Source organism: Streptomyces sp. AK010 (genome assembly GCF_014207295.1).
GTDB lineage: Bacteria > Actinomycetota > Actinomycetes > Streptomycetales > Streptomycetaceae > Streptomyces > Streptomyces massasporeus.
Map to the genome: position 1 here is coordinate 73,587 of NZ_JACHCX010000002.1, position 21,689 is coordinate 95,275.

Here is a 21,689-nt window from a genome sequence, read left to right on the forward strand (position 1 = left end):
TCGGCTTCGGCGTCTGCCTCGTATTCATGTTCACGCCGAACACCGTGCCGGGCGGGGGCGGCGAGGTCGTCTCACGGCGGCAGTAGACCGGCGTGCCGGCGTCGGAGTACAGGGCTGCCGCCCGTGCCGGAGGGTCGTGTCAGTGCCGTCGTCTGTGCAGGGCCAGAGTCCCCCGCTGATCGGCCCGGAGGCGCCATGACCCCGCTGATGAAGTTGAGCGCGATCACCCTGGACTGCCCTGACCCACTCGCCCTGGCGGCGTTCTATCAACAGGCCACAGGGCTTGGACTGCACCCGAAGTCGAACGCCGAGTTCGCCTCCCTGGACCGTGCGGACGGACTCTCTCTCGGCTTCCAACGGGTCGATGACCACCGCGCTCCGAGCTGGCCCGACCCGGCCGTTCCCCAGCAACTGCACTGCTGCTTCCAGGTCGCGGACTTGGACGAGGCGGAGGCACGGCTGCGGGAGCTGGGGGCGGGCAGGCCGGATCCACAGCCGAACGAGCACAGGTGGCGGGTCCTCACGGATCCGGCCGGGCATCCCTTCTGCATAGTCGAGGGGCTCGCTGCGCCCGGGTGACGCGGGCGGCCGTTCCGGTCGAGGCGGGACAGGGGTCCAGGGCCGAGCGTCCGGCAGGGTGGGCGGCAGCTCGGTCAGGATGGGGCTCATGTCCTCACCCAACTCGCCACACACAGAGGCGACATCCCTCACGCTCTCCGCCACGGAGATCACCTCGGCCCGACTTCGGCTGCGCGCGGCGCGTGACGTCGACCGGGACGGGTTCATCGAGCTTCAGACCGACCCTCGGGTCCGGTTACACCTCGGCGGTCCAAGGCCGCGCAGTGCGGTCGAGCAGTCTCTCGACGCGTTGGGCGTCGCGCGTGTCACCGACAAGCCCGGCACGTTCGTGATCGCCGACAGGGCGACCGACCAGCTCGTCGGAACGCTCCTGCTCCATCGGCGCCCCGCCGACCTCCCCGGACATGTCGTCGAGCAGGGCGGGGAACTGGAACTGACCTATGTCCTGCGCCGCGACGCCTGGGGGGCCGGACTGGCCTTCGAAGCAGCCACGGCCGCGTTGCGCACTGCCGCGTCCGAACTGCCCGACCAGCCGGTCCTGATCGTCACGCAGACAGCCAACACACGCTCCCTCGCGCTGGCCACCCGTCTCGGCTTCGGGTCTGTACGCTCACCGGTGTAATTGATGATCATGGAAGAGACATCAAGTGACTGATGCCGTGACCGAGTTCGTGGCCGCCGATGACCAGGCGGATCCGTCGCCGGAGGCCGCGACGGTCGAGCAGAAACTGATCGACCAGCTCGTCGGGCAGGCCCGCAGCAAGGCCACCGACCACCTCGGCTATGACAAGCACGACCCGGCGGGCAAGGACGGCGGCAACTCCCGTAACGGCACGCGGTCCAAGACGGTGCTGACGGACATCGGGCCGGTCGAGATCGACGTGCCCCGCGACCGGGAGGGCTCCTTCGAGCCGGCCATCTCAAGAAGCGGCAGCGCCGGCTGACCGGCGTGAACGAGATGGTGCTCTCGCTGTCCGCGAAGGGCCTCACACGGGGAGATCTCCGCGCACCTGGCCGAGGTCTACGGAGCGGACGTGTCCAAGACGACCATCAGCACCATCACCGACAAGGTGATGGACGGCATGGCCGAATGGCAGAACCGCCCGCTTGACCGCGTCTACCCCGTCGTCTTCATTGACGCCATCAACGTCAAGATTCGCGATGGCCAAGTGGCGAACAGGCCGATCTACGTGGCCCTCGCGGTCACCGCCGAGGGACACCGCGACATCCTCGGCCTGTGGGCCGGCGACGGCGGCGAAGGCGCGAAACACTGGCTGCGCGTGCTGTCGGAGCTGAAGAATCGGGGCGTCGAGGACGTCCTCATGCTGGTCTGCGACGGGTTGAAGGGGCTGCCCGACGCGGTCGGCGAGGTCTGGCCGCGAACTGTGGTGCAAACGTGTGTGGTTCACCTGCTGCGGGCGTCGTTCCGTTACGCGGCCCGGCAGGACTGGGACAAGATCGCGAAGGCGCTCAAGCCCGTCTACACCGCGCCGAGCGAGGACGCGGCCACGACACGGTTCCTGGAATTCGCCGAGACCTGGGGCAAGAAGTACCCAGCGATCGTCCGCCTCTGGGAATCCAGCTGGCCCGAGTTCACACCTTTCCTTCAGTTCGATGCGGAAATACGCCGCATCGTGTGCACGACGAACAGCATCGAGAGCGTCAACGCCCGCATCCGCAAGGCCGTCCGTTCCCGCGGCCACTTCCCCACGGAACAGGCCGCCCTCAAGTGCGTCTACATGGCCGTCATGAGCCTCGACCCGACCGGCGCCGGCCGCAAACGCTGGACCATGCGCTGGAAGGGCGCCATGAACGCCTTCGACCTGGCCTTCGACGGCCGCCTCACCGCAAGCCAACTCTAGCCACACCAACCCCAGTTACACCGCTCGCTTTACAGACCCTTGCTGGCCGTGTCTCTTAACTGTTCAGGCGAGGCAAGGGGCTTTCGGCGAGCCTCGTAAGGTGTAGGCATGTGGACCCAGCACACCCAGGCTCTGTGATTACGAGGCATTGAGGGCGATGCCGTAGGGCGTCGCCCTCCTTGGCGTGCCTGCTACGTGATCCATTCTCCTTGCGCCGCCCGCACCGAGGCGGCGGGATGCCGGGCCTCGTTCTTCTTACGACGGCGGCCTCTGAGAGCGCGTACAGGCACGGTCCCTTTCCTTCACCGTTGCCAGGAGTGCCTTGTGCCTGCGTTGCTTCCCCCTGCCCTCGAACCGTTCCTCGACTCGCTGCGCTGCCCGGTGTGCCGCGCCCGTCTCCGATCCGACCGTGGCTCACTGCGCTGCCCGTCGGGCCACACCTTCGACATCGCCCGTCAGGGCTACGTCAGCCTCCTGACGGGCGCCCGCGCCACCAGCGGTGACGACGCAGCCATGGTTCAGGCCCGAAAGCAGTTCTTGTCCGCCGGCAGGTACGCCCCTATTCGCCGGACCCTGACCCGTATGGCAGCCGACGTCCTGCCTGGTCAAGGCACGGTCGTGGACATCGGATGCGGCATCGGCTACTACCTGGCCGGCGTACTCGATCAACTGCCCGGCGCCCGCGGCCTAGGGCTGGACGCGTCAGTACGCGCCCTGCGCTCGGCGGCCCGAGCCCATCCGCGAGCCGCTGCGGCGAGCTGGGACGTCTTCCGCCCCTTCCCCTTGGTCGACCAGACGGTCGACGTGATGCTGGGCGTGTTCGCCCCGCGCAACCCGACCGAGTTCCACCGAGTGCTCCGTCCGACCGGCCGGTTGATCGTGGTGCGCCCCGTTGAGCGGCACCTGGCTGAGCTACGGGGCCAGGTCCCCGCGATGGTCACGATCGATCCGGACAAGGAACAGCGCCTGCAACAGGCATTGGGCCCCTACTTCCAGGCCGCCGGTACCCAGCACGTCGAATACACCGCACCCCTGACCAGGCAAGAAGCCATCGACCTGGTGGGGATGACACCGAGCGCACGGCACCTGACCCACGCGGACCTGAGCGGCCACGGCCCCCTACCTGACCAGGTCACCGTCTCCGTGCTGGCCACCTCCTACCAGCCTCGGTGACCACGAGCGGCGGACACGCCTACTGACCGACGAACCATTGAGCGCTTGGCGCCCCACCCTTTTTGGCAACTCTGGGAGGGTGGGGCGTCCGAATGAAGGTATGCAGTCCGCCCGGGGCGAAGCCGCGACCTCGTCTGTCGGCGTTCAGCGAACCACGACAGGAGGTCTGGGGGCGGAACGCGCCGGTGACAGACGTGCACCCCGCGGATACATATACTGGATATTGTCCTTGAATAGAGGAGTCCAGTATGAGCGTGACGACGATCGACCTTGATGACGATGCGCTGGAGAAGGCCATGCGTGTCGCCGGTGGTGGCACCAAGAAAGATGTGGTCAATGCCGCCCTTCGCGAGTACGCCGAACGCCATGAGCGGGCCGCTCTCGTAGCCAAGCACTTCCACGCCGCCCAGCAGTGGGACTACGAGGGCTGGCAGCAGCGACGCGTCGAGGACAAGCAGGGTGGCGCGTGATCCACTACCTGCTCGACTCCTCGGGTCTGTGGCGCCTCCTGCGCGAGGAGCAACTGAAGGACGCGTGGCTGGAGACCACCACCCTCCGGGCCATCGGGTCGTGCGCTCCCCAGCGGGCCGAGTTCCGGCGCTCAGCGCGCAATGCCGTGGAGTACGAGGCCATGGGGGACATGTTCATGGATCTGTACCCCGACGTACCTCTCCCGAAGAGGTTGTGGGACTGGGTTGAAACAGCCCAGTACGCGCTCGCGGAGAAGGGGGCGCTCAGTGCGGCCGGGCCACTCGACCTGATGATCTGCGCGACCGCAGTGCATCATGGATTGGTTGTACTGCACGACGACGCTGATTTCGTCACTGTGGCCCGCTTCCTGCCCGACGTCAGCGAGCGGAATGTGCGCAACGCTCCAGGCCTATAGCGCCCTTGGCCGTCGTGGACACGGGAGTACACGGGAGCCCCGCCTTCATCACGCACCCGGCCGAGCCGACAGCGGGGTATGCCGTGGAAGACGTGGGCGACGCTACTGACAGGCCAGGCACGGAGTTCGTCTTCGTCGCGCGGCGACTGTAGGACAACCTGCGAGAGACCTCGCTGCGCAGGTCGACCGGGACCCGATCACATCACCGAGCAGATCCCGTGGGAGTCCGCACAAACACTGGGAACGGACACTGAGGGGCGCCCGGGATCTTCCGCCCGCGTGGTGTGGCGCACTATTGCAAGCAGGTGCTTGCAATAGTTAGCGGGGTGCTGCACTGTGGAGGCATGGCATCGCTCAACGTCGGCAATCTCGGTGACTATCTGCGCGAGCAGCGGCGCACTGCGCAGCTCTCGTTGCGGCAGCTCGCCGATGCCGCCGGGGTGTCCAATCCGTATCTGAGCCAGATCGAGCGCGGGCTGCGCAAGCCGAGCGCGGAGGTGCTGCAGCAGGTTGCCAAGGCGCTGCGGATCTCCGCCGAGACGTTGTACGTCCGGGCCGGCATCCTCGACGCCGAGCGGGACCGGGACGAGGTGGAGACGCGGGCCGTCATTCTCGCCGACCCGACGCTGAGCGAGCGGCAGAAGCAGGTGCTGCTGCAGATCTACGAGTCCTTCCGCAAGGAGAACGGGTTCGGGATCGGCGACGGCATCGATGTCCCGGGTGCCGAGGACGGCCCTCGCGGCGCGGGCGTCGTCGGTGTCGTCACCGGTGACGGTGCGGTGAGCGTGGACGGGGATGCTCCCGACGCCGGCGTCGGTATCGAGATATCGCCGACCGGGTCGGCCGACGGCGGTCAGCCCGCCCGGAGCCGTAGCCGTAAGACCGCCGGCAAGGGCGCCGGCAAGAGCGACAGCACGAACGACGGCGGTACGACCGCCATCCGCCGGACCCGCAAGAGCACCGGCGGCAGCGACACCGATCCGCAGCAGACGGCCGGCTGAGCCGGACCAGGGCATGGGCCGCCCGCCGCGGATCACACAACCCTCAGCCGAACCCTCAAGCGAGACAGAATCCGGGAGGACCATCACCATGGCCATCACCGACGACCTGCGCAAGACCTTCAGCGACCCGACGCCGCTCTACTTCGCCGCAGGCACCGCCGACCTCGCCCTTCAGCAGGCCAAGAAGGTGCCGGCCCTGGTGGAGCAGCTGCGCTCCGAGGCTCCGGCGCGGATCGAAGCCGTGCGCAACACCGACACCAAGGCGGTCCAGGAAAAGGCGTCCGCCCGGGCCAAGGAGGCCACTGCCCGCGTCAAGGAGACGCAGGAGACCCTGCAGACCAAGGTCACGGCGTTCATCGGCTCCCTCGACTCCGACTTCAAGAAGCTGAGCAGCAACCTCGACGCGGACCTGAAGAAGTTCGGCGAGAACGCCCAGGACTTCGCGCTGCGCGGCGTCGGCGTGGCCGCCGAGTACGCCGTCAAGGCCCGCGAGACCTACGAGAAGGTCGCCGAGCACGGTGAGCAGGCCGTGCGCACCTGGCGCGGTGAGGCCGCCGACAGCATCGAGGACGTCGCCGAGGGCGTCGAGGAGCTGGCCGTGGCCGTCGAGCCGAAGCCGAAGCCGCAGCCGGTCGAGGTCAAGGAGGAGCCGGCCGCAGCCGCCCCGGCGAAGAAGGCCCCCGCCGCCAAGAAGGCTCCGGCGCGCAAGACCACCACCGCGAAGAAGACCACCCCGCCCGCCAAGTAGGGCGGCGGAGCGATCACACGGGCCGGGCACGCTGGGGGTGTCCGGCCCGTTGTACGGGTACGGTGACGCGTAGGACGAGCCGAGTCAGGTGGTGGACGTTGTGCTGATGCAGGGCTTCGCAGGGTTTATGTGGCTTCTGAGCATGGCCCTGATCGTTTTCAGCGGCTTCGCGTTGTTCGACGCGGCGGTGCGCCGGGAGGACGCCTACCGCGCGGCCGACAAGAAGACCAAGCCCTTCTGGCTGATCATCCTCGGGATCGCCTTCGTGGTGAACCTGCTCTTCCCGATCCTGTCGTTCCTGCCGATCATCGGCCTCATCGCGACGATCGTGTACATGGTCGACGTACGGCCGGCGATCCGCGCGCTCCCGGGCGGCGGCCGCAGCAACCGCGGCTCCAGCAGCGACGGCCCGTACGGCCCGTGGAACGGCGGCCGGTAAGAGCCCCCCGGCCCAGCTCTCGGCCCACGCGCGACGCTAGCGGGGGCCGCGCGCTCTCGTCCCCCGGGCCTTGGCTCTCGCCCGGGCTTCGCCCCCGGCCCTCGGCCCCCGGCTCTCGCCTCGGCCCCCGGCTCTCGCCGGGGGCTTCGCGGCTTTCGGCCCTCTGTTTCGCCCCGGTCCTCTGTTTCGCCCCGGCCCGCTGTTTCGCCCCGGGCGTTCGGCCCCCCGGGCGTTCGGCCCCCCCTGGGCGTTCGGCCGGCCTACGGCACCCGGTCCAGCAGCAGTACCGCCACGTCGTCCGTCAGCTCGCCACCGTTGAGGTCGCGCACCTCGTTCACCGCCGCCCGCAGCAGCTGCTCGCCCCGCAGGCCCTCGGCGAACTGGCGGCGGACCATCTCCGTCATGCCGTCCTGGCCGAGCCGCTCCCGGCCCTGGCAGATGTGGCCCTCGATCAGGCCGTCGGTGTAGAGCATCAGGCTCCACTCGGCCCCCAGCTCCACCTGCATCCGCGGCCAGCGGGCGCCGGGCAGCAGCCCGAGAGCCGGTCCGTTGTTGTCGTACGGCAGCAGGCGCGCCGGTTTGCCGGGGCGGGCCAGCAGCGGCGACGGGTGGCCCGCCAGGCAGAGCCCGGCGCGGCGGCCGTCCGGCGCGATGTCCACCGTGCAGAGGGTCGCGAAGATCTCGTCGTCGGCCCGCTCATGCTCCAGCACCTGCTGCAGCGTGCCCAGCAGCTGGTCGCCGCACAGGCCCGCCAGGGTCAGCGCGCGCCATGCGATCCGCAGCTCCACACCGAGGGCGGCCTCGTCCGGGCCGTGGCCGCAGACGTCGCCGATCATGGCGTGCACGGTGCCGTCCGGCGTGCGGACGACGTCGTAGAAGTCGCCGCCGAGCAGCGCGCGCGAGCGGCCGGGGCGGTAGCGGGCGGCGAACCGCAGCGGGGAGCCCTCCAGCAGCGGCGTCGGCAGCAGGCCGCGCTCCAGGCGGCGGTTCTCCTGCGCGCGCAGCCGGCCCTCGGCGAGACGGCGCTCGGCCGACTCGGAGCGCTTGCGCTCCACCGCGTAGCGGATCGCGCGGCTCAGCAGCCTGCCGTCCAGCTCGTCGCGGAAGAGGTAGTCCTGGGCGCCCACCCGCACCGCCTCGGCGCCGCGCTCGGCGTCGCCGGACGCGGTCAGCGCCAGGACGGCGTGCCGGGGCGCGAGGTCCAGCACGTGCTTGAGCACGGCGAGCTCGTCCTCGGAGTCCGCGTGGCCCGGCACGGGCAGCGCCAGGTCCAGCAGGATGCAGTGGACGTCGTCGGTCAGCAGCCGCCCGGCCTCCGTCAGGTTGCGGGCCGTGCGGACGCGGATCGGCTTGCCTGCCTGGTCGAGCATGTCCGGCACGATCGGCGAACCGGCCGGGTCGTCCTCGATCAGCAGCAGCGTCAGGTTGGTGTGGGCGGTGTTGTTCTCCACCTTGTTCGTGGTGTTCACGGCGGTGTCCGGCGTGCGGCTCACGGGCGAGGCGTCCTTCACGGACTCCTCGGCCGAGCCGCCACGCGGGGACGCGGCCTGCGCCTGACCACTCTCCACGGCCGGGATCGCTCTCTGCCGCGGTATGGGTACGGGCATCGTCTTGGGTTCCTTCCCTCCCCCCGAGGGCACGGTGGGGCGAGGGACCTCGACCCACCGAGCGGGACCATAGCGGGTGTCGGCGCCGCATAGGAATGGTGTGAGCCACGCCGCTGCGCCACCGGCCGGTGTCATATGCCGCGATATGCCCCGCAGTTGGACAGCTCGGAGATGCTGCGGGGATGACGAACGTCACGCCAGCGCACGCTTTGCGCCGAACGGAGCGTGCGGTGGGTCACGTGGGCCAGGTCACCGCGGGTGTCCGATATTCGGTGTGCCGCCGTCCGGTCGTCGTTCCGGGTTCCGTCCGGTCGTCGTTCCGGGTGCCGTCACGGGTTCCGTCCGGCCGCCGTCCGCGCTCAGTTGGGGCCGGTGCCGGCGTCCGGGCGCACCACCCCGAGGATGGGCATGGATCCCGCCCCCGCGATCGTCACGGTCCGGCCGGGGCGCGGGGCGTGCACGATCGCCCCGTCGCCGATGTACATCGCGACATGGCTGGCGTCGCCGAAGTAGATGATGAGGTCGCCGGGCCGCATGTCCTGGACGTCGATGTGCCGCAGCTGCTTCCACTGCTCCTGCGAGGTGCGGGGTATGCCGCGGCCGGCGGAGATCCAGGCCTGTGACGTCAGCCCCGAGCAGTCGTAGGTCCTCGGGCCCTCGGCGCCCCACTGGTACGGCTTGCCGATCTGGGCTGTGGCGTACTTCACGGCCTTCTTGCCCTGCTTCGAGGCCTTTCCGTTGATCTCGTTCAGGATGCCGGAGTCGAGCCAGGCGGTCTGCGCCTTGTTCGCGGCCTCCGTCTCCAGCTCGGCGAGGCGCTCCTGCTCCTCCTTCTGCAGCGCCGACTCGAGCTTCTCCGCCTGCGCGATCTGCTTCTCGATCTTCTTCTGCGCGGCGGCCTTGGCCTTGCGGCCCGCCTCCAGCTTCTTCAGCTGCGCGGAGGCGTCCTTGGCGTACTGCTCCAAGTCCTGCTGGGTGCGGGTCAGTTCGCCGAGGAGGCCCTTGGTCGCGTGGTGGCCCTCGCGGACCCGGCCCGCGCCGTCGAGGAAGTCGCGCGGATCGTCGCTCAGCACCAGGTGGGCCTCGGGGGGCAGTCCGCCCCCGCGGTACTGGGCGGCGGCTGCGGCGCCCGCGCGGTCCTTCAGCTTCCTGAGCTTCTCCTGGCCCTTGACGATCTTCTTGGCCAGTTCGACGACCTGGGTGGACTGTTTGTCCGCCTTCTCGTCGGCGGCGTTGTACTCGTCGGTGGCGCGGGCCGCGGCGCGGTAGAGCTTGTCGAGCTTCTTGCGGACGGCCTCGAGGTCCTTGGCGGGCGCGAGGGCCGATCCCGCGCTCGGGGTGGGCGAGGGGGTGGGGTTCGCGAACGCCGTGCCCGGTGCGGCCAGCACCGTGACCGCACAGACCACGGCCACCGCCGTCGCCATCAGGCCACGCTTGCCCGTTTCCATACCTCAACCCCCAAACTGATTAACCGTCAGTAACTTGCGGTTCGCCTGGGGATGCTGCCATGTCGGCTCGGAAAGCGACAGGGGTAGTACTTCCCGCCACCCCCTCGGCGGTATGCCCCGGCAACACGATCTCCCCGTCTGTGTGACGAACGACTCAAAGAGATCGTTCCAACGGGCCCTGACCGGTTCCTCGTCCGGGTCCTGTCCGGTGCCTGCGTCCAGGTCCCGACCGGTCCTCGTCCGATCCCTGACCGGCCCCCGACCGGCCAATGTCCGACCCGGGAGCTCAGGTCCTTGGAGCCAACGCCTCCCACCGCACCGTCACTTCCCCCTGCCGCCACCGCACCGGACCGTCCGTCACCGGCCAGTCCGCCGTCAGGTCCCGCACCGTCCGGATCCAGCGCTGGCGGGCGCCGTAGGAGGCGTAGGGCGCGGCGGCGGCCCAGGCGCGGTCGAAGTCGCGCAGGAAGGCGTGCACCGCTTCGCCCGGGACGTTGCGGTGGATGAGCGCCTTCGGCAGGCGTTCGGCCAGGTCCGAGGGGCGTTCCAAGGAGCCCAGCCGGGTCGCGAAGGTGACTGTGCGCGGTCCCTCCGGGCCGAGCGCGACCCACACGTGGCGGCGTCCGATCTCGTCGCAGGTCCCCTCGACCAGCAGCCCGCCGCGCGACCCGGTCGCCGGGTCGGCCGGGGCGAGCCGCGCGCACAGCCGCTCCCACACGGCCGCGACCTCGCCCTCGTCGTACTGCCGCAGCACGTTCGCCGCGCGGACGAGCAGGGGCCGCTGGGGGACCGGGATCTCGAAGCCGCCGTGCCGGAAGACGAGCCCCGCCCGCGCGTAGGGCAGGGCCGCCGCGACCCGGGCCGGTTCGATCTCGACGCCCACGACACGCGCGCGTGGCGCGACGGTGCGCAGGCGCTGGAGCAGCTCGACGGCGGTCCAGGGGGCGGCGCCGTACCCGAGGTCGACCGCCACGGGGTCGGCGGCGCGGCGCAGCTCGGCGCCGTGCGTGTCCGCGATCCAGCGGTCCATGCGGCGCAGCCGGTTGGGGTTGGTCGTCCCGCGCGTCACCGTGCCGAAGGGGCGGGCGGCTGCGCGGGGTGTCATGCGTACGAGGTTAAGCGGCCGCCGGCGCTGTCAGGGCGCGAGGTGCCGCCGCCAGTAGGAGGGGCGCCGGTAGGAGAGGGTGGTGAGGCCGCCGGGCATCGGGTCGTGGGACGGACCCTGCTCGAACGGGTCCCGGTCCGGGTCGGCGGGCCGAAAGCCCGGGGCGGCGGGCCGAAAGCCCGGGGCGACCGGCTCGTCGTCCCGTGGCGGACGTACGTGGCGCCGCATCTCCTCGGTGACCGCCCCGACCCGCCGGAACTCGGCCTGTGCCTCGATCAGGCTCAGCCCATGGTCGGGGTCGCTGCCGGACATGGGGTGGCGGAGCTGGAAGGGGTCCTCCTCCCAGTGGCAGACCGGGCAGATCTCGTAGGCCCACAGCTCGCCGAGGGTCTGGTGGCCGCAGCACGGGCAGGGGAGGAACTCCTCGGGCGGAGGGGGCGGTGCGGGGGCGGTGCCGTGGGCCCGTCATGCCGGTGAGGGCAGAGGCCCCCGAGGGCCTGCCGCCTTGCCCTTTTTCGTGCCTCGGCCGCTACGTCCCGCCCCCGTACGTCCCCGCTCGAAGCCGTCGCTGGTGTCCTCGTCCGGGGCGCCCGGCCCCTGGGAGACACCGTCGAGCGACAGAAACTCCTGCACCACCAGTTTCATCACGCGCCCTCCTCATCCCGCTCGTCCCGTCACCCCTTCAGACAGCGTGGGGCGCGGAGACCCATCGGCGCGGTGACTCGCCGGGGGGCCGCACGCGAGACGCGCGAATCCCCCGGCCGGTGAACCTCTGGCCGGTGAACCTCTGGCCGGTGAACCTCTGGCCGGTGAACCTCTGGCCGGTGAACCTCTGGCCGGTGAACCTCTGGCCGGTGGACCCCTGGCCGGTGGACCCCCGGCCGGTGGACCCCCGGCCGGTGGACCCCCGGCCGGTGATCCCCGGCGGCGCGGTGGCGGCGGACGTTCTCCCGGCCGATGAGATCCGCCAGTCCTGGCGGGCGGGCGGCGATCTCCCTGGCCGGCGCGCTCCGCCGGCCCTGACCCGTCCCGGGGGAGTCGTCGACCGGATTTCACCTGCTGGTCACGCTCCCGAAGTCGGGGGACCCGCCCCTTCCACACCTCGAACGGTTGAGCGACAAGCGGTAATGATTCGGTAAAACTCCCGAATCCGGAAATGGAGCACCTCCCTCCGGTGTTGGACCCCGTCGGAGGGCTCGTGCGCCCTGCGAGAGGCATGCCCAAGGCGAGGAGGAACGCCACGTGAGCCAGTACATCGGCAGGCTCGGTCGGCGCTCCGCGTCGTCGTCCGCGCGCCTGCGGCTGCACCGCAGGCCCCGCCGTGTCGCCATGCTCTCCGTGCACACCTCTCCACTCCACCAGCCGGGCACCGGCGACGCCGGCGGCATGAACGTCTACATCGTGGAGCTCGCCCAGCGCCTCGCCGCGCACGGCATCGAGGTCGAGATCTTCACGCGCGCGACCGCGGCCGCCCTCCCGCCGACCGTCGAGCTGGCCCCGGGCGTCCTCGTCCGGCACGTCGACGCCGGGCCCTACGAGGGCCTCAACAAGGAGGACCTCCCCGCCCAGCTGTGCGCCTTCACCCACGGCGTGATGCAGGCCTGGGCCCACCACCGCCCCGGCCACTACGACCTGGTCCACTCCCACTACTGGCTCTCCGGCCATGTCGGCTGGCTCGCCGCCCAGCGCTGGGGCGTCCCCCTGGTGCACGCCATGCACACCATGGCCAAGGTCAAGAACGCCAACCTGGCCGACGGCGACAGCCCCGAACCGGCCGCCCGCGTCATCGGTGAGACCCAGATCGTCTCCGCCGCCGACCGGCTTATCGCCAACACCACCGAAGAGGCCGACGAACTCGTACGGCACTACGCGGCCGAGACCGACAAGGTCGCCGTGGTCCACCCCGGCGTGAACCTCAGCCGCTTCTCGCCCGCCGACGGCCGCGCCGCCGCCCGGGCCCGCCTCGGTCTGCCCCAGGACGCGCTGATCCCGCTCTTCGCGGGCCGCATCCAGCCCCTGAAGGCCCCCGACGTGCTGCTGCGCGCCGTCGCCGTCCTCCTCGACGAACGCCCCGAACTGCGCTCACGCATCCTCGTGCCCGTCGTCGGCGGCCCCTCCGGCAGCGGCCTCGCCAAGCCCGAGGGCCTGCAGAAGCTGGCCGCGCGCCTCGGCGTCGCGGACGTCGTACGGTTCCGCCCGCCGGTCGGCCAGGAGCAGCTCGCGGACTGGTTCCGCGCCGCCTCCGTGCTGGTCATGCCCTCCTACAGCGAGTCGTTCGGCCTGGTCGCCATAGAGGCGCAGGCGGCCGGCACCCCGGTGCTCGCGGCGTCGGTCGGCGGTCTGCCGGTCGCCGTGCGCGACGGGCACACCGGCTTCCTCGTCCGCGGGCACGATCCGGCCGACTACGCGCGCGTGCTGGGCGACTTCGCCGACGACCCGCACCTGACGGCCCGGCTCGGCGGGCAGGCCGCCCGGCACGCCCAGTCCTTCGGCTGGGACACGGCGGCCGCCGCCACGGCGGACGTCTACACGGCCGCGATGCAGGCGCACCGCCGTCGCGTACGCTCGCTGCATGGGTGAAACCGATCAGGAACAGCGCGCGGCACAGGTCGTCGAGGGAGCGCTGAAGGACGCCGAACTGGAGTGGGAGAGCCCCCGGCCCGGCACCTACGTCGCGCAGCTCCCCGGCACCCGCAAGCTCAAGACGACCGTCTCCCTGATCATCGGCCGACACTCCCTGTCGCTGAACGCCTTCGTCATCCGCCACCCCGACGAGAACGAGCAGGGCGTCCACCGCTGGCTGCTGGAACGCAACCTCAAGCTCTACGGCGTGAGTTACGCCGTCGACCAGCACGGCGACGTCTACGTCACCGGCCGCCTCTCCCTGCCCTCCGTCACCCCCGACGAGCTCGACCGGCTGCTCGGCCAGGTCCTGGAGGCATCCGACGGCGCCTTCAACACCCTGCTGGAGCTGGGCTTCGCCTCGGCGATCCGCAAGGAGTACGCGTGGCGGGTGTCGCGGGGGGAGTCGACCCGCAACCTGGACGCGTTCGCCCACCTCACCCAGCGCCCCGAGCGCTAAAGCGCCTTGTAGCGCCCCGGGGGCACCCCCACCAGCCTGCGGAAGTGCCGGGTGAGGTGCGACTGGTCGTAGAACCCGGCCGCCGCAGCCGTATCGCCCGGTGAGTGCCCCTCCAGGAGCAGCCGCCGGGCGCGCCCCACGCGCAGGGACGTCAGGTACTGGTGCGGGGCGATGAGGTAGGCCGCGCTGAACGCCCGCACGAGATGGGCGGGATGGGCGCCGAGCAGCCCGGCGGCCTCCCGCAGGGCCACGCCCTCGACGATCCGCTCGTCCAGCAACTCGCGCAGCCGCCGCGCGAGAACGGGATCGGCCGGGCGCGGGGAAGCGGGGTCGCCGCGCAGGTGCCCGCGCAGCCGCTCCCCGACGAACAACAGCCTGCTCTCGGCCTCCAGTTCCTCACCGGGGCGCCCCAGCGCGCCGTGGCATCTGCCCCACCCGGCGCCGCAGCAGCGGATCACGCAGATCGGGCCGGTCGACGGCCGCCCCGATGAACTCGTCCCCGAGATGCGTGCCGTCCAGGTACAGCACCCGCTTGCGGAAGCCCTCCGGGGTGACGGGGGAGCCGTTGTGCGGCACGTGCGGCGGCAGCAGCGACGTCAGCGGGTGATCTCGGAGACGGTGGCGTGGGGGCGTGGAGTGAGCGATCCCTTCTCGCCACGGCCACGGCCACGGTGAGCCACACGCCGGACGTCAGGGCGTGCAGGCCGCGGCGATCGACACGCTGTTCTCGTACAGGTGGTGGCGGGTGATGCGCCCGTCCTCGACGGTGAGCCGCAGCGCGAAGGGCCCCGAGAAGGACTTGCCCGTCGCCCGGACGGTCCCGGAGACCTCCCCCGTCAGCACGGCGTCCTTCCCGTCGACGAGGATCGTGTCCACGGACGCGCGGGCGTCCTCGGGGACGGTGTAGCGGGCCAGGTCATCGGCCTGCGCCGCGCACTCGGCGGCGGTGGACCGGGGCCTGATCCAGGGCACGACGGGGTTCTCGGCGAGCATCCAGTCGACGGTGTCGGCGAAGAGGGCCGTGAGCCCCTCGGTGTCACCGGCGAGGCGGAGTTCGAGGAACCTGCGGACGGTGGAGCGGGTGGCTTCGGCGGTGTCGGTGGGCGTCATGGGACCCACCTTGTCGGGGTGCCCGAGGAACGTCGATTACCTCGGAGGTAGCCTCCGCGCACCACCGGCGCCGACGTGGTGCGCGGTGCGCGACGGGCCTGGGGCCCCGGGGCCTGGGGAGCCCCAGGGGGATCCGACGAGCCGGGGGCCGGGCCTGACGGGCTCCGGGGTGGGAGTACGGCGAACCTGATCCTAGAATCGAACGCATGAACGACCCAGAGTCGCGGCTCGCGCTGCTCCGCTTCCTGGAGCGCGTGCAGGAGCGCGACCTGGCACGCACCCGCCGATGGATCGCGGACGAGGAACGCCGCCAGGCCGAACACCGCCGCGGCCTCCTCGCCCGGCCGCCCGCACCGGACTGGGTGATCGAGCGCGGCCTGACCGGCCAGGAAGCGGTGTACGTGCATGTCGGCGGCTGCTGGAACGCGGGCCGGCGCGGCAAGGGCGTCGACCGCGACCACGCCCGGCGCGCCCTCGCCGACGGGGTCAAGGCCTGCCCGCAGTGCCGTCCGGACACGGAGCTCGGCTTCATGGACGGGTAGCGGGGTCCGCCCCGGGACGGGGGCCTTGACGCCCGGAGCCCCGTTGCAAGTGCCGGAGCCCATGGTCCTCCTCGCGCGGCCGGCTTCCGGGGGTTCCAGCTCCGCAGGGAATGGTTGCATCCCCGATCTGTCCGGGGGCGGCCCGGAGAAGTCGTCCGGGACCCAACCGACGGTCGGGCTTCGTCGACGGCCAGGAGGAGACCTGCCAGCGCCGGCCGCGCACCCGAGGAGCATGGTTTCGGTGGGCCGGATCATCATTCCGGTATGTCTGCGAACCAGCCCTCCGCGGCCCCGACCGTCACGCGGCTCGCCCGCTACACGAAGGCCGACCTGGAGGAGATCCTCGGTACCGGCGACGACCCCTTCGGCGTTGCCGGGACCGGTCTGACCTGGCTCCCCAAGGAGGACCACTTCGGTGTCCGGCTCGACGGCCGGCTGGTGGCACACGCAGGTCTGCTGCGGCTGCCGGTCGCGATCGGGGACGTGGAGACGGAGGTCATGGGAGTGGGCGGGGTGGCCGTGGCGCCCGACGTACGGGGTCGGGGCCTGGCCCGGCTCGTGCTGGCGGCGGCCCTCGACCACGCACGTACGCAGGGCCCCGCGCACGCGCTTTTGTTCTGCCGGCCGCCCCTCGTGCCGCTCTACCAGCGCCTCGGATGGCACCCGCTCGACACGGAGGTGCTCGTCGAGCAGCCCGGCTCCGCTCTGGTGACCATGCCGTTGCGCACGATGGTGACGCCCCTGCGCGACACCGCGCGCCTGCCTGCGGGGCGGGTGCGGCTGTACTCCCTGCCGATGTGACGGACCGGACGTACCGGGTTCGTGTGGTCGGTTGCGACGGGCCCGGCTCCCGGGCCGGTCACAGCGTCCCGCCGCTACGGGTCTCCCTGTTCTCCCCGGCAGCCAACGCCCGGACCCCGTCAGCCGTCTCGGCCTCCTCCTCCGTCTCTACGCCCTCCGTCTGTCCCCCCGCGGACACCCGCCGCATCAACACGGCGTAGCCGACCCCGGCCGCCGTCCCGACCACGGCGCACAACCCCCACAGCCACTCCGCCCCGAACCGGTCGATGACGAACCCGGACAGCAGCGGAGCGACGAGGGCGGCCACGGACCAGGACATCGTGTACATGCCCTGGTAGCGCCCGCGCCCGTGCACCGGGGACAGCCGTACGACGAGACTCGTCTGCGTCGGCGCGTTGACGATCTCCGCCAGCGTCCACACGCACACCGTGAGCGCGATGACCCCCAACGACCCCGCGAAGGCGGTGAGCGCGAAGCCGTACCCCGCGAGGACGGACGAGACGACCAGCAGCCGGCGGGGATCCCGGTGTTCGATGAAGCGGGTGACCGGGATCTGGAGGACGACGATCAGCACGCCGTTGACAGCGATGGCCATGCCGTACTCGGCCGGGGTGAAACCGGCCTCGCCCATCGCCACCGGCAGCCCCACCGCCCCCTGCTGGAAGATCAGCGCGACGAGGAAGGACAGCCCGACGACGCTCATGAACGGCCCGTCGCGCAGTACGGTGCGCAGGCTCACGGAGTCGTCCCGGGGCGCCGCCTCCGTCACGGTCGCGGTGGGCTTGGACTCCGGCAGCCGCAGGAAGACGAGGACCGCGCAGACCATCGTCATCCCCGCCTCGATCAGGAACCCGGCGCGGTAGCTGACCTCGGCGATGAACCCGGCGGCCATGGAGGAGACGGCGAAGCCGAGGTTGATGGCCCAGTAGTTGAGGGAGAAGGCGCGGATACGGTCCTCGGGCCGGACGATGTCGGCCATCATCGCCTGCACGGCGGGCCGCGAGGCGTTGCTGGCCATGCCGACGAGGAAGGCGACGCCGGCGATCGCCACCGGGTCGCGCACGAACCCCAGCAGCGCCACGGACGCGGCGGTCGAGGACTGCGCGATCAACAGGGTCGGCCGCCGGCCCAGCCGGTCGGTCATCACGCCGCCGCCGAGCGAGGAGACCACCCCGCCGAGCCCGTGCAGCGCGGCGACGAGGCCGGCGTACGTGGCGGAGTAGCCGCGGTCGAGGGTCAGGTACAGCGCCATGAACGTGGCGACGAAGGCGCCGAGCCGGTTGACCAGCGTGCTGGTCCACAGCCACCAGAACTCACGGGGGAGACCGGAGACCGTCTCCCGGACGGCGCGTCGGGCACGCAGGGCGTACGGCATGGATCCCCCCGGAGGCAACGAGATGTCGGCGGCGCCGGATGAGCGGCGCTCACGACGCCTGTAAGCAGCGCCGACCGCATGCGCAAATTACAAGCCGCTGGTTGTCAGGGGCCACTCGTTTAACAGATCCGGTCAAACGTCCGCCTGCCGGGCAGCCACGCGAACGGGCGAAAGCGTGGATTACGCTCTGAGGCATGGCCGACGCACCGTACAAGCTGATCCTCCTCCGCCACGGCGAGAGCGAGTGGAACGCGAAGAACCTGTTCACCGGCTGGGTGGACGTCAATCTGAACGAGAAGGGCGAGAAGGAGGCAGTCCGCGGTGGCGAGCTCCTGAAGGACGCCGATCTCCTGCCCGACGTGGTCCACACGTCCCTCCAGAAGCGCGCGATCCGCACGGCGCAGCTGGCCCTGGAGGCCGCGGACCGCCACTGGATCCCCGTCCACCGCAGCTGGCGCCTCAACGAGCGCCACTACGGCGCCCTCCAGGGCAAGGACAAGGCCCAGACGCTCGCCGAGTTCGGCGAGGAGCAGTTCATGCTGTGGCGCCGGTCCTACGACACCCCGCCCCCGGCGCTCGACGTCGACGCCGAGTACTCCCAGTTCGCCGACCCGCGCTACGCGACCCTCCCGCCGGAGCTGCGCCCGCGCACGGAGTGCCTGAAGGACGTCGTCGTCCGCATGCTCCCGTACTGGTTCGACGCGATCGTCCCCGACCTGCTGACCGGCCGCACGGTCCTGGTCGCGGCCCACGGCAACTCGCTCCGCGCCCTGGTCAAGCACCTGGACGGCATCTCCGACGCGGACATCGCGGGCCTCAACATCCCCACGGGCATCCCGCTCTCCTACGAGCTCGACGCCGACTTCAAGCCCCTGAACCCGGGCGGCACGTACCTGGACCCCGAGGCGGCGGCAGCGGCCATCGAGGCGGTCAAGAACCAGGGCAAGAAGAAGTAGGGATTGTGATCATGCCCCCGACCTGCGCATACGGCGCGGGGCGGGGGCATTTTCACGGCCTGGGCCCTCTGCGGGACGCACGCTCATGCCGGCCGAACCCTCGTCGGACCAGGGCCGGTTGCGACGTGCTGAGGGCCGCCTGGTTGGTTCTGGCGGAGGGGGAAGGCATGGCTGAGCAACCGATCAGTGATCGACCGCGAGTCCGCATCCGAGGGGATTTCCCGGACCCCTAGGCTGCCAAAGGGACAGAGGGGGCCCTGCGGAAGCCGGCGGTGGAGCTCGAGGATTCACGGCAGAGCCCGGAGCGGCTCCTGACTGCGGCTGTGGTGATCGCGGACGGGGACGTGGACCGGTTCCGCTCGGCGGGCCGCCTGGCGCGCACGGACTGGCGTGATCTCCTCATGGCCGGCGGGCTGGTCGCGCAGATCGCCGAAACGCACGTCACTGCGGCCACGCCGGCCTCCTGCGCGAACGCATCGACGGCCGCGTCGGGCAGTGAACGAGAACCGCTGAGAAAAAACTTCGGCGGCGATGTCGAGAACCCGCGTCCAGCTCCGTCCCCGGGGTGAAGGCGGCCAGGATGGGTCGCACCGGCACCGAGGAGAAGACGATGGCCAAGTACCTGCTTCTGAAGCACTACCGCGGCGCCCCGGCAGCGGTCAACGACGTGCCCATGGACCAGTGGACGCCGGAGGAGATCTCGGCGCACATCCAGTACATGAACGACTTCGCGGCCCGGCTGGAGAAGACCGGCGAGTTCGTCGACGGTCAGGCGCTCGCCCCCGAGGGCGCGTGGGTCCGGTACGACGGTGAGGGGCGTCCGCCGGCCACCGACGGCCCGTTCGCCGAGACCAAGGACCTCATCGCCGGCTGGATGATCATCGACGTCGACAGCTACGAGCGGGCCGTCGAGCTCGCGGGGGAGCTGTCCGCCGCCCCCGGCGCGGGCGGGAAGCCGATCCACGAGTGGCTGGAGGTGCGTCCGTTCCTGACCGCGCCGCCCACCATCCCGGAGTGCTCCGTCCATGGATGAGGCACTGCTCCGCAGCCTCACCCCGAGCGTGCTCACGATCCTCGTCCGCCGCGGAGCCGACTTCGCGGCGGCCGAGGACGCCGTGCAGGACGCGCTGATCGAGGCGCTCCGCGTGTGGCCGGCCGACCCTCCCCGGGACGCGAAGGGCTGGCTGGTCACCGCGGCCTGGCGCAGGTTCCTCGATCAGGTGCGGGCTGACAGCGCCCGCCGCCGGCGTGAGGACCTGGTCGACGAGGAGCCGGAGCGCGGGCCCGCGCCCGACGTGGACGACACGCTCCAGCTCTACTTCCTGTGCGCCCACCCCTCACTGACGCCCTCGTCGGCGGTCGCGCTCACGCTGCGCGCCGTCGGCGGGCTCACCACGCGGCAGATCGCCGAGGCCTACCTGGTGCCCGAGGCGACCATGGCGCAGCGCATCAGCCGTGCCAAGCGCACCGTCTCCGGTGTGCGGTTCGACCAGCCCGGCGACGTCGCGACCGTGCTGCGCGTCCTCTACCTGGTCTTCAACGAGGGCTACTCCGGCGACGTCGACCTCTCCGCCGAGGCCATCCGGCTCACCCGGCAGCTCGCGGGCACGATCGACCACCCCGAGGTGGCGGGGCTGCTGGCGCTCATGCTGCTCCACCACGCCCGGCGCGCCGGCCGTACGGCGCCCGACGGCAGCCTGGTGCCGCTCGCCGAGCAGGACCGCAGCCGGTGGGACACCGCGGCGATCGCCGAGGGCATCGGGATCCTGCAGGCGGCACTCGCCCGCGACCGGCTGGGCGAGTTCCAGGCCCAGGCCGCCATCGCGGCGCTCCACGCCGACGCGCTCACCGCCGAGGAGACGGACTGGGTGCAGATCGTGGAGTGGTACGACGAACTGCTGCGCCTGACGGACAACCCGGTCGTCCGGCTCAACCGCGCGGTGGCCGTGGGCGAGGCCGACGGACCGCGCGCGGGACTGGCGGCGCTCGCGGCGCTGGACGACTCGCTGCCCCGTCACACCGCCGTGGCGGCGTACCTCCACGAGCGCGACGGCGATCCGGAAACGGCAGCCCGTCTGTACTCCGAGGCGGCCCGCAAGGCTCCCAACCTCGCCGAACGCGACTACCTGACCCGCCAGGCGGCCCGCCTCAACGCCGACCGGCGCCGCTGACGGGCCGCACGCGGCACATCACTTGACGGTCACACGTCACTTGACGGTCAAAGGCACAGGGTGCACCTCGTCCGCCATGTGCCCGGCCCGCTCGTGAATGCGCTGGACCGCTTCGGCCGAGGGGGCCTCGGAGAGGCAGTAGACGTGGCCGGACTCCGGGTCCGCCCAGGCCATCTCGAAGTGGACCTGCTCGTCCTTCTCTATGGCGAGGTCCGCGTTGTGGGCTTCACGGAGCTGTTCCTCCGTGATGCCTTTCATGCCGCGATGGACGTCCATGAACTTGGGCATGTCTCGCGTCTCCTTCCCGGCACGGCGCCGGCCCGGCGCCGCCTTGCCTCCCTCCCATGCTCCGCCCGTACGGCCACGGCGGCGACCCCACGCCGCAGGACCCGGCGAGACCGCCGGGCCCTCCAGGTCGTACGAACGACAACGCGTCGGCGTCAGCCGCACTGGCAGGGGCTGCCCGACTGGCAGCCGCAGCCGCAGCCCGAGCCGCAGCCGCACGCGGCGATCAGGGGAAGGCTCCTGATCTCGGCGGGCTGCTCGGTCTCGCGCTGCCGGGCGGGGTCGGGCGTCGTACTGGGGGATTCGGCCATGGGTCCCTCCTCGAGGCTGGTGCCTGTGCCCATTGGATGCCCGTTCCGCTGGGCGCATCAACGGCGCACTGAGGCGCCCACGCGCCCCAGCCGATCCCCGTCCGCCCCCGGCACCCGCCCCCGGTCGGCGCCCGGCACCCGCCCTCGGCCGGCGTCCGGCACCGGCCCTCGGCCGGCGCCCTGCGTCCGCCCCGGCCGACGCCCGGCA

General features: G+C 71.3%; 23 protein-coding genes and 4 pseudogenes. 17 read left to right on the top strand and 10 right to left on the bottom strand.

Features of this window, described 5'->3' with window-relative positions:
* The first annotated feature begins 195 nt into the window (after nt 1–195).
* The 9 genes and pseudogenes from HDC93_RS03550 to HDC93_RS03590 all read left to right on the top strand — a co-directional run bounded on the left by HDC93_RS03550 (nt 196) and on the right by HDC93_RS03590 (nt 6,688).
* Nucleotides 196–579, top strand: coding sequence for a VOC family protein (locus HDC93_RS03550; RefSeq protein ID WP_185007104.1), 384 nt, complete (start codon nt 196–198; stop codon nt 577–579).
* Between the two features lie 88 nt (nt 580–667).
* On the top strand, nt 668–1,201 hold the full coding sequence (locus HDC93_RS03555; protein ID WP_185007106.1) for a GNAT family N-acetyltransferase: 534 nt from the start codon (nt 668–670) through the stop codon (nt 1,199–1,201).
* 49 nt (nt 1,202–1,250) lie between these two features.
* Nucleotides 1,251–2,441: pseudogene (locus HDC93_RS03560) on the top strand (IS256 family transposase).
* 324 nt (nt 2,442–2,765) lie between these two features.
* Entirely contained in the window at nt 2,766–3,614 is an 849-nt protein-coding gene (locus tag HDC93_RS03565) for a putative RNA methyltransferase (protein WP_185007108.1), read from the top strand.
* Between the two features lie 248 nt (nt 3,615–3,862).
* Nucleotides 3,863–4,084: a type II toxin-antitoxin system VapB family antitoxin gene (locus tag HDC93_RS03570; RefSeq protein WP_181801051.1), complete on the top strand. Its 222-nt coding sequence runs from the start codon at nt 3,863–3,865 to the stop codon at nt 4,082–4,084.
* Nucleotides 4,081–4,500 carry a PIN domain-containing protein gene (locus HDC93_RS03575; RefSeq protein ID WP_185007110.1) on the top strand — a complete coding sequence of 140 codons (420 nt, stop codon included), beginning with the start codon at nt 4,081–4,083 and terminating at the stop codon, nt 4,498–4,500. The genes HDC93_RS03570 and HDC93_RS03575 overlap by 4 nt, the downstream gene beginning before the upstream one ends.
* A gap of 344 nt (nt 4,501–4,844) precedes the next feature.
* Nucleotides 4,845–5,501, top strand: coding sequence for a helix-turn-helix domain-containing protein (locus HDC93_RS03580; RefSeq protein ID WP_185007112.1), 657 nt, complete (start codon nt 4,845–4,847; stop codon nt 5,499–5,501).
* An 88-nt stretch (nt 5,502–5,589) separates the two neighbouring features.
* A complete protein-coding gene (locus HDC93_RS03585) occupies nt 5,590–6,249 on the top strand; it encodes a hypothetical protein (RefSeq protein ID WP_185007114.1) in 660 nt (219 codons plus the stop codon).
* 106 nt (nt 6,250–6,355) lie between these two features.
* Entirely contained in the window at nt 6,356–6,688 is a 333-nt protein-coding gene (locus tag HDC93_RS03590; protein ID WP_179879122.1) for a DUF2516 family protein, read from the top strand.
* A 260-nt stretch (nt 6,689–6,948) separates the two neighbouring features.
* Here HDC93_RS03590 and HDC93_RS03595 read toward each other — a convergent pair whose 3' ends face one another.
* The 5 genes and pseudogenes from HDC93_RS03595 to HDC93_RS38100 all read right to left on the bottom strand — a co-directional run.
* Nucleotides 6,949–8,295, bottom strand: coding sequence for a PP2C family protein-serine/threonine phosphatase (locus HDC93_RS03595; protein WP_185007116.1), 1,347 nt, complete (start codon nt 8,293–8,295; stop codon nt 6,949–6,951).
* Nucleotides 8,296–8,654: 359 nt separating this feature from the next.
* The gene (locus HDC93_RS03600; RefSeq protein WP_185007118.1) at nt 8,655–9,743 is read right to left on the bottom strand and encodes a C40 family peptidase; all 1,089 of its coding nucleotides are present in this window, start codon (nt 9,741–9,743) and stop codon (nt 8,655–8,657) included.
* Between the two features lie 286 nt (nt 9,744–10,029).
* Complete coding sequence (locus HDC93_RS03605; protein ID WP_185007120.1) at nt 10,030–10,848, bottom strand: class I SAM-dependent methyltransferase; 819 nt, start codon at nt 10,846–10,848, stop codon at nt 10,030–10,032.
* Nucleotides 10,849–10,878: 30 nt separating this feature from the next.
* Nucleotides 10,879–11,250, bottom strand: a pseudogene (locus tag HDC93_RS03610) (CPCC family cysteine-rich protein); the annotation flags it as partial.
* A 147-nt stretch (nt 11,251–11,397) separates the two neighbouring features.
* A pseudogene (locus HDC93_RS38100) lies at nt 11,398–11,493 on the bottom strand (dihydrofolate reductase); the annotation flags it as partial.
* Between the two features lie 597 nt (nt 11,494–12,090).
* On the opposite strand from HDC93_RS38100, the gene mshA reads away from it, so the two are divergent.
* Both mshA and HDC93_RS03620 read left to right on the top strand, forming a co-directional pair.
* Nucleotides 12,091–13,428 (top strand): D-inositol-3-phosphate glycosyltransferase, encoded by a 1,338-nt coding sequence (gene mshA, locus HDC93_RS03615; protein ID WP_185007122.1) that lies wholly within the window; start codon nt 12,091–12,093, stop codon nt 13,426–13,428.
* Nucleotides 13,421–13,930 carry a YbjN domain-containing protein gene (locus HDC93_RS03620; protein ID WP_185007124.1) on the top strand — a complete coding sequence of 170 codons (510 nt, stop codon included), beginning with the start codon at nt 13,421–13,423 and terminating at the stop codon, nt 13,928–13,930. The genes mshA and HDC93_RS03620 overlap by 8 nt, the downstream gene beginning before the upstream one ends.
* On the opposite strand, the pseudogene HDC93_RS03625 reads toward HDC93_RS03620, so the two are convergent.
* Nucleotides 13,927–14,530 (bottom strand): annotated as a pseudogene (locus HDC93_RS03625) (AraC family transcriptional regulator); the annotation flags it as partial. The gene HDC93_RS03620 and the pseudogene HDC93_RS03625 overlap by 4 nt on opposite strands.
* A 90-nt stretch (nt 14,531–14,620) precedes the next feature.
* Entirely contained in the window at nt 14,621–15,040 is a 420-nt protein-coding gene (locus tag HDC93_RS03630) for a nuclear transport factor 2 family protein (RefSeq protein ID WP_185007126.1), read from the bottom strand.
* Nucleotides 15,041–15,246: 206 nt separating this feature from the next.
* Between HDC93_RS03630 and HDC93_RS03635 the strand changes: the two genes are divergently transcribed.
* Nucleotides 15,247–15,582, top strand: coding sequence for a DUF6233 domain-containing protein (locus HDC93_RS03635; RefSeq protein WP_185007128.1), 336 nt, complete (start codon nt 15,247–15,249; stop codon nt 15,580–15,582).
* Nucleotides 15,583–15,846: 264 nt separating this feature from the next.
* Nucleotides 15,847–16,383: a GNAT family N-acetyltransferase gene (locus tag HDC93_RS03640; RefSeq protein ID WP_185007130.1), complete on the top strand. Its 537-nt coding sequence runs from the start codon at nt 15,847–15,849 to the stop codon at nt 16,381–16,383.
* A gap of 58 nt (nt 16,384–16,441) precedes the next feature.
* Here HDC93_RS03640 and HDC93_RS03645 read toward each other — a convergent pair whose 3' ends face one another.
* Nucleotides 16,442–17,758 (bottom strand): MFS transporter, encoded by a 1,317-nt coding sequence (locus tag HDC93_RS03645; protein WP_260419394.1) that lies wholly within the window; start codon nt 17,756–17,758, stop codon nt 16,442–16,444.
* 194 nt (nt 17,759–17,952) lie between these two features.
* Between HDC93_RS03645 and HDC93_RS03650 the strand changes: the two genes are divergently transcribed.
* The 4 genes from HDC93_RS03650 to HDC93_RS03665 all read left to right on the top strand — a co-directional run bounded on the left by HDC93_RS03650 (nt 17,953) and on the right by HDC93_RS03665 (nt 20,885).
* Nucleotides 17,953–18,714 carry a phosphoglyceromutase gene (locus tag HDC93_RS03650; protein ID WP_142162480.1) on the top strand — a complete coding sequence of 254 codons (762 nt, stop codon included), beginning with the start codon at nt 17,953–17,955 and terminating at the stop codon, nt 18,712–18,714.
* A 272-nt stretch (nt 18,715–18,986) separates the two neighbouring features.
* Nucleotides 18,987–19,283, top strand: coding sequence for a hypothetical protein (locus HDC93_RS38105; protein WP_260419395.1), 297 nt, complete (start codon nt 18,987–18,989; stop codon nt 19,281–19,283).
* A 41-nt stretch (nt 19,284–19,324) separates the two neighbouring features.
* Nucleotides 19,325–19,747 carry a YciI family protein gene (locus HDC93_RS03660; protein ID WP_185007901.1) on the top strand — a complete coding sequence of 141 codons (423 nt, stop codon included), beginning with the start codon at nt 19,325–19,327 and terminating at the stop codon, nt 19,745–19,747.
* Nucleotides 19,740–20,885, top strand: coding sequence for an RNA polymerase sigma factor (locus HDC93_RS03665; RefSeq protein ID WP_185007132.1), 1,146 nt, complete (start codon nt 19,740–19,742; stop codon nt 20,883–20,885). The genes HDC93_RS03660 and HDC93_RS03665 overlap by 8 nt, the downstream gene beginning before the upstream one ends.
* Before the next feature lie 36 nt (nt 20,886–20,921).
* On the opposite strand, the gene HDC93_RS03670 is transcribed toward HDC93_RS03665, so the two are convergent.
* Both HDC93_RS03670 and HDC93_RS03675 read right to left on the bottom strand, forming a co-directional pair.
* Nucleotides 20,922–21,173, bottom strand: coding sequence for an SCO4226 family nickel-binding protein (locus tag HDC93_RS03670; protein ID WP_185007134.1), 252 nt, complete (start codon nt 21,171–21,173; stop codon nt 20,922–20,924).
* A gap of 152 nt (nt 21,174–21,325) precedes the next feature.
* Complete coding sequence (locus HDC93_RS03675; protein ID WP_167345925.1) at nt 21,326–21,481, bottom strand: hypothetical protein; 156 nt, start codon at nt 21,479–21,481, stop codon at nt 21,326–21,328.
* Between the last annotated feature and the right edge of the window lie 208 nt (nt 21,482–21,689).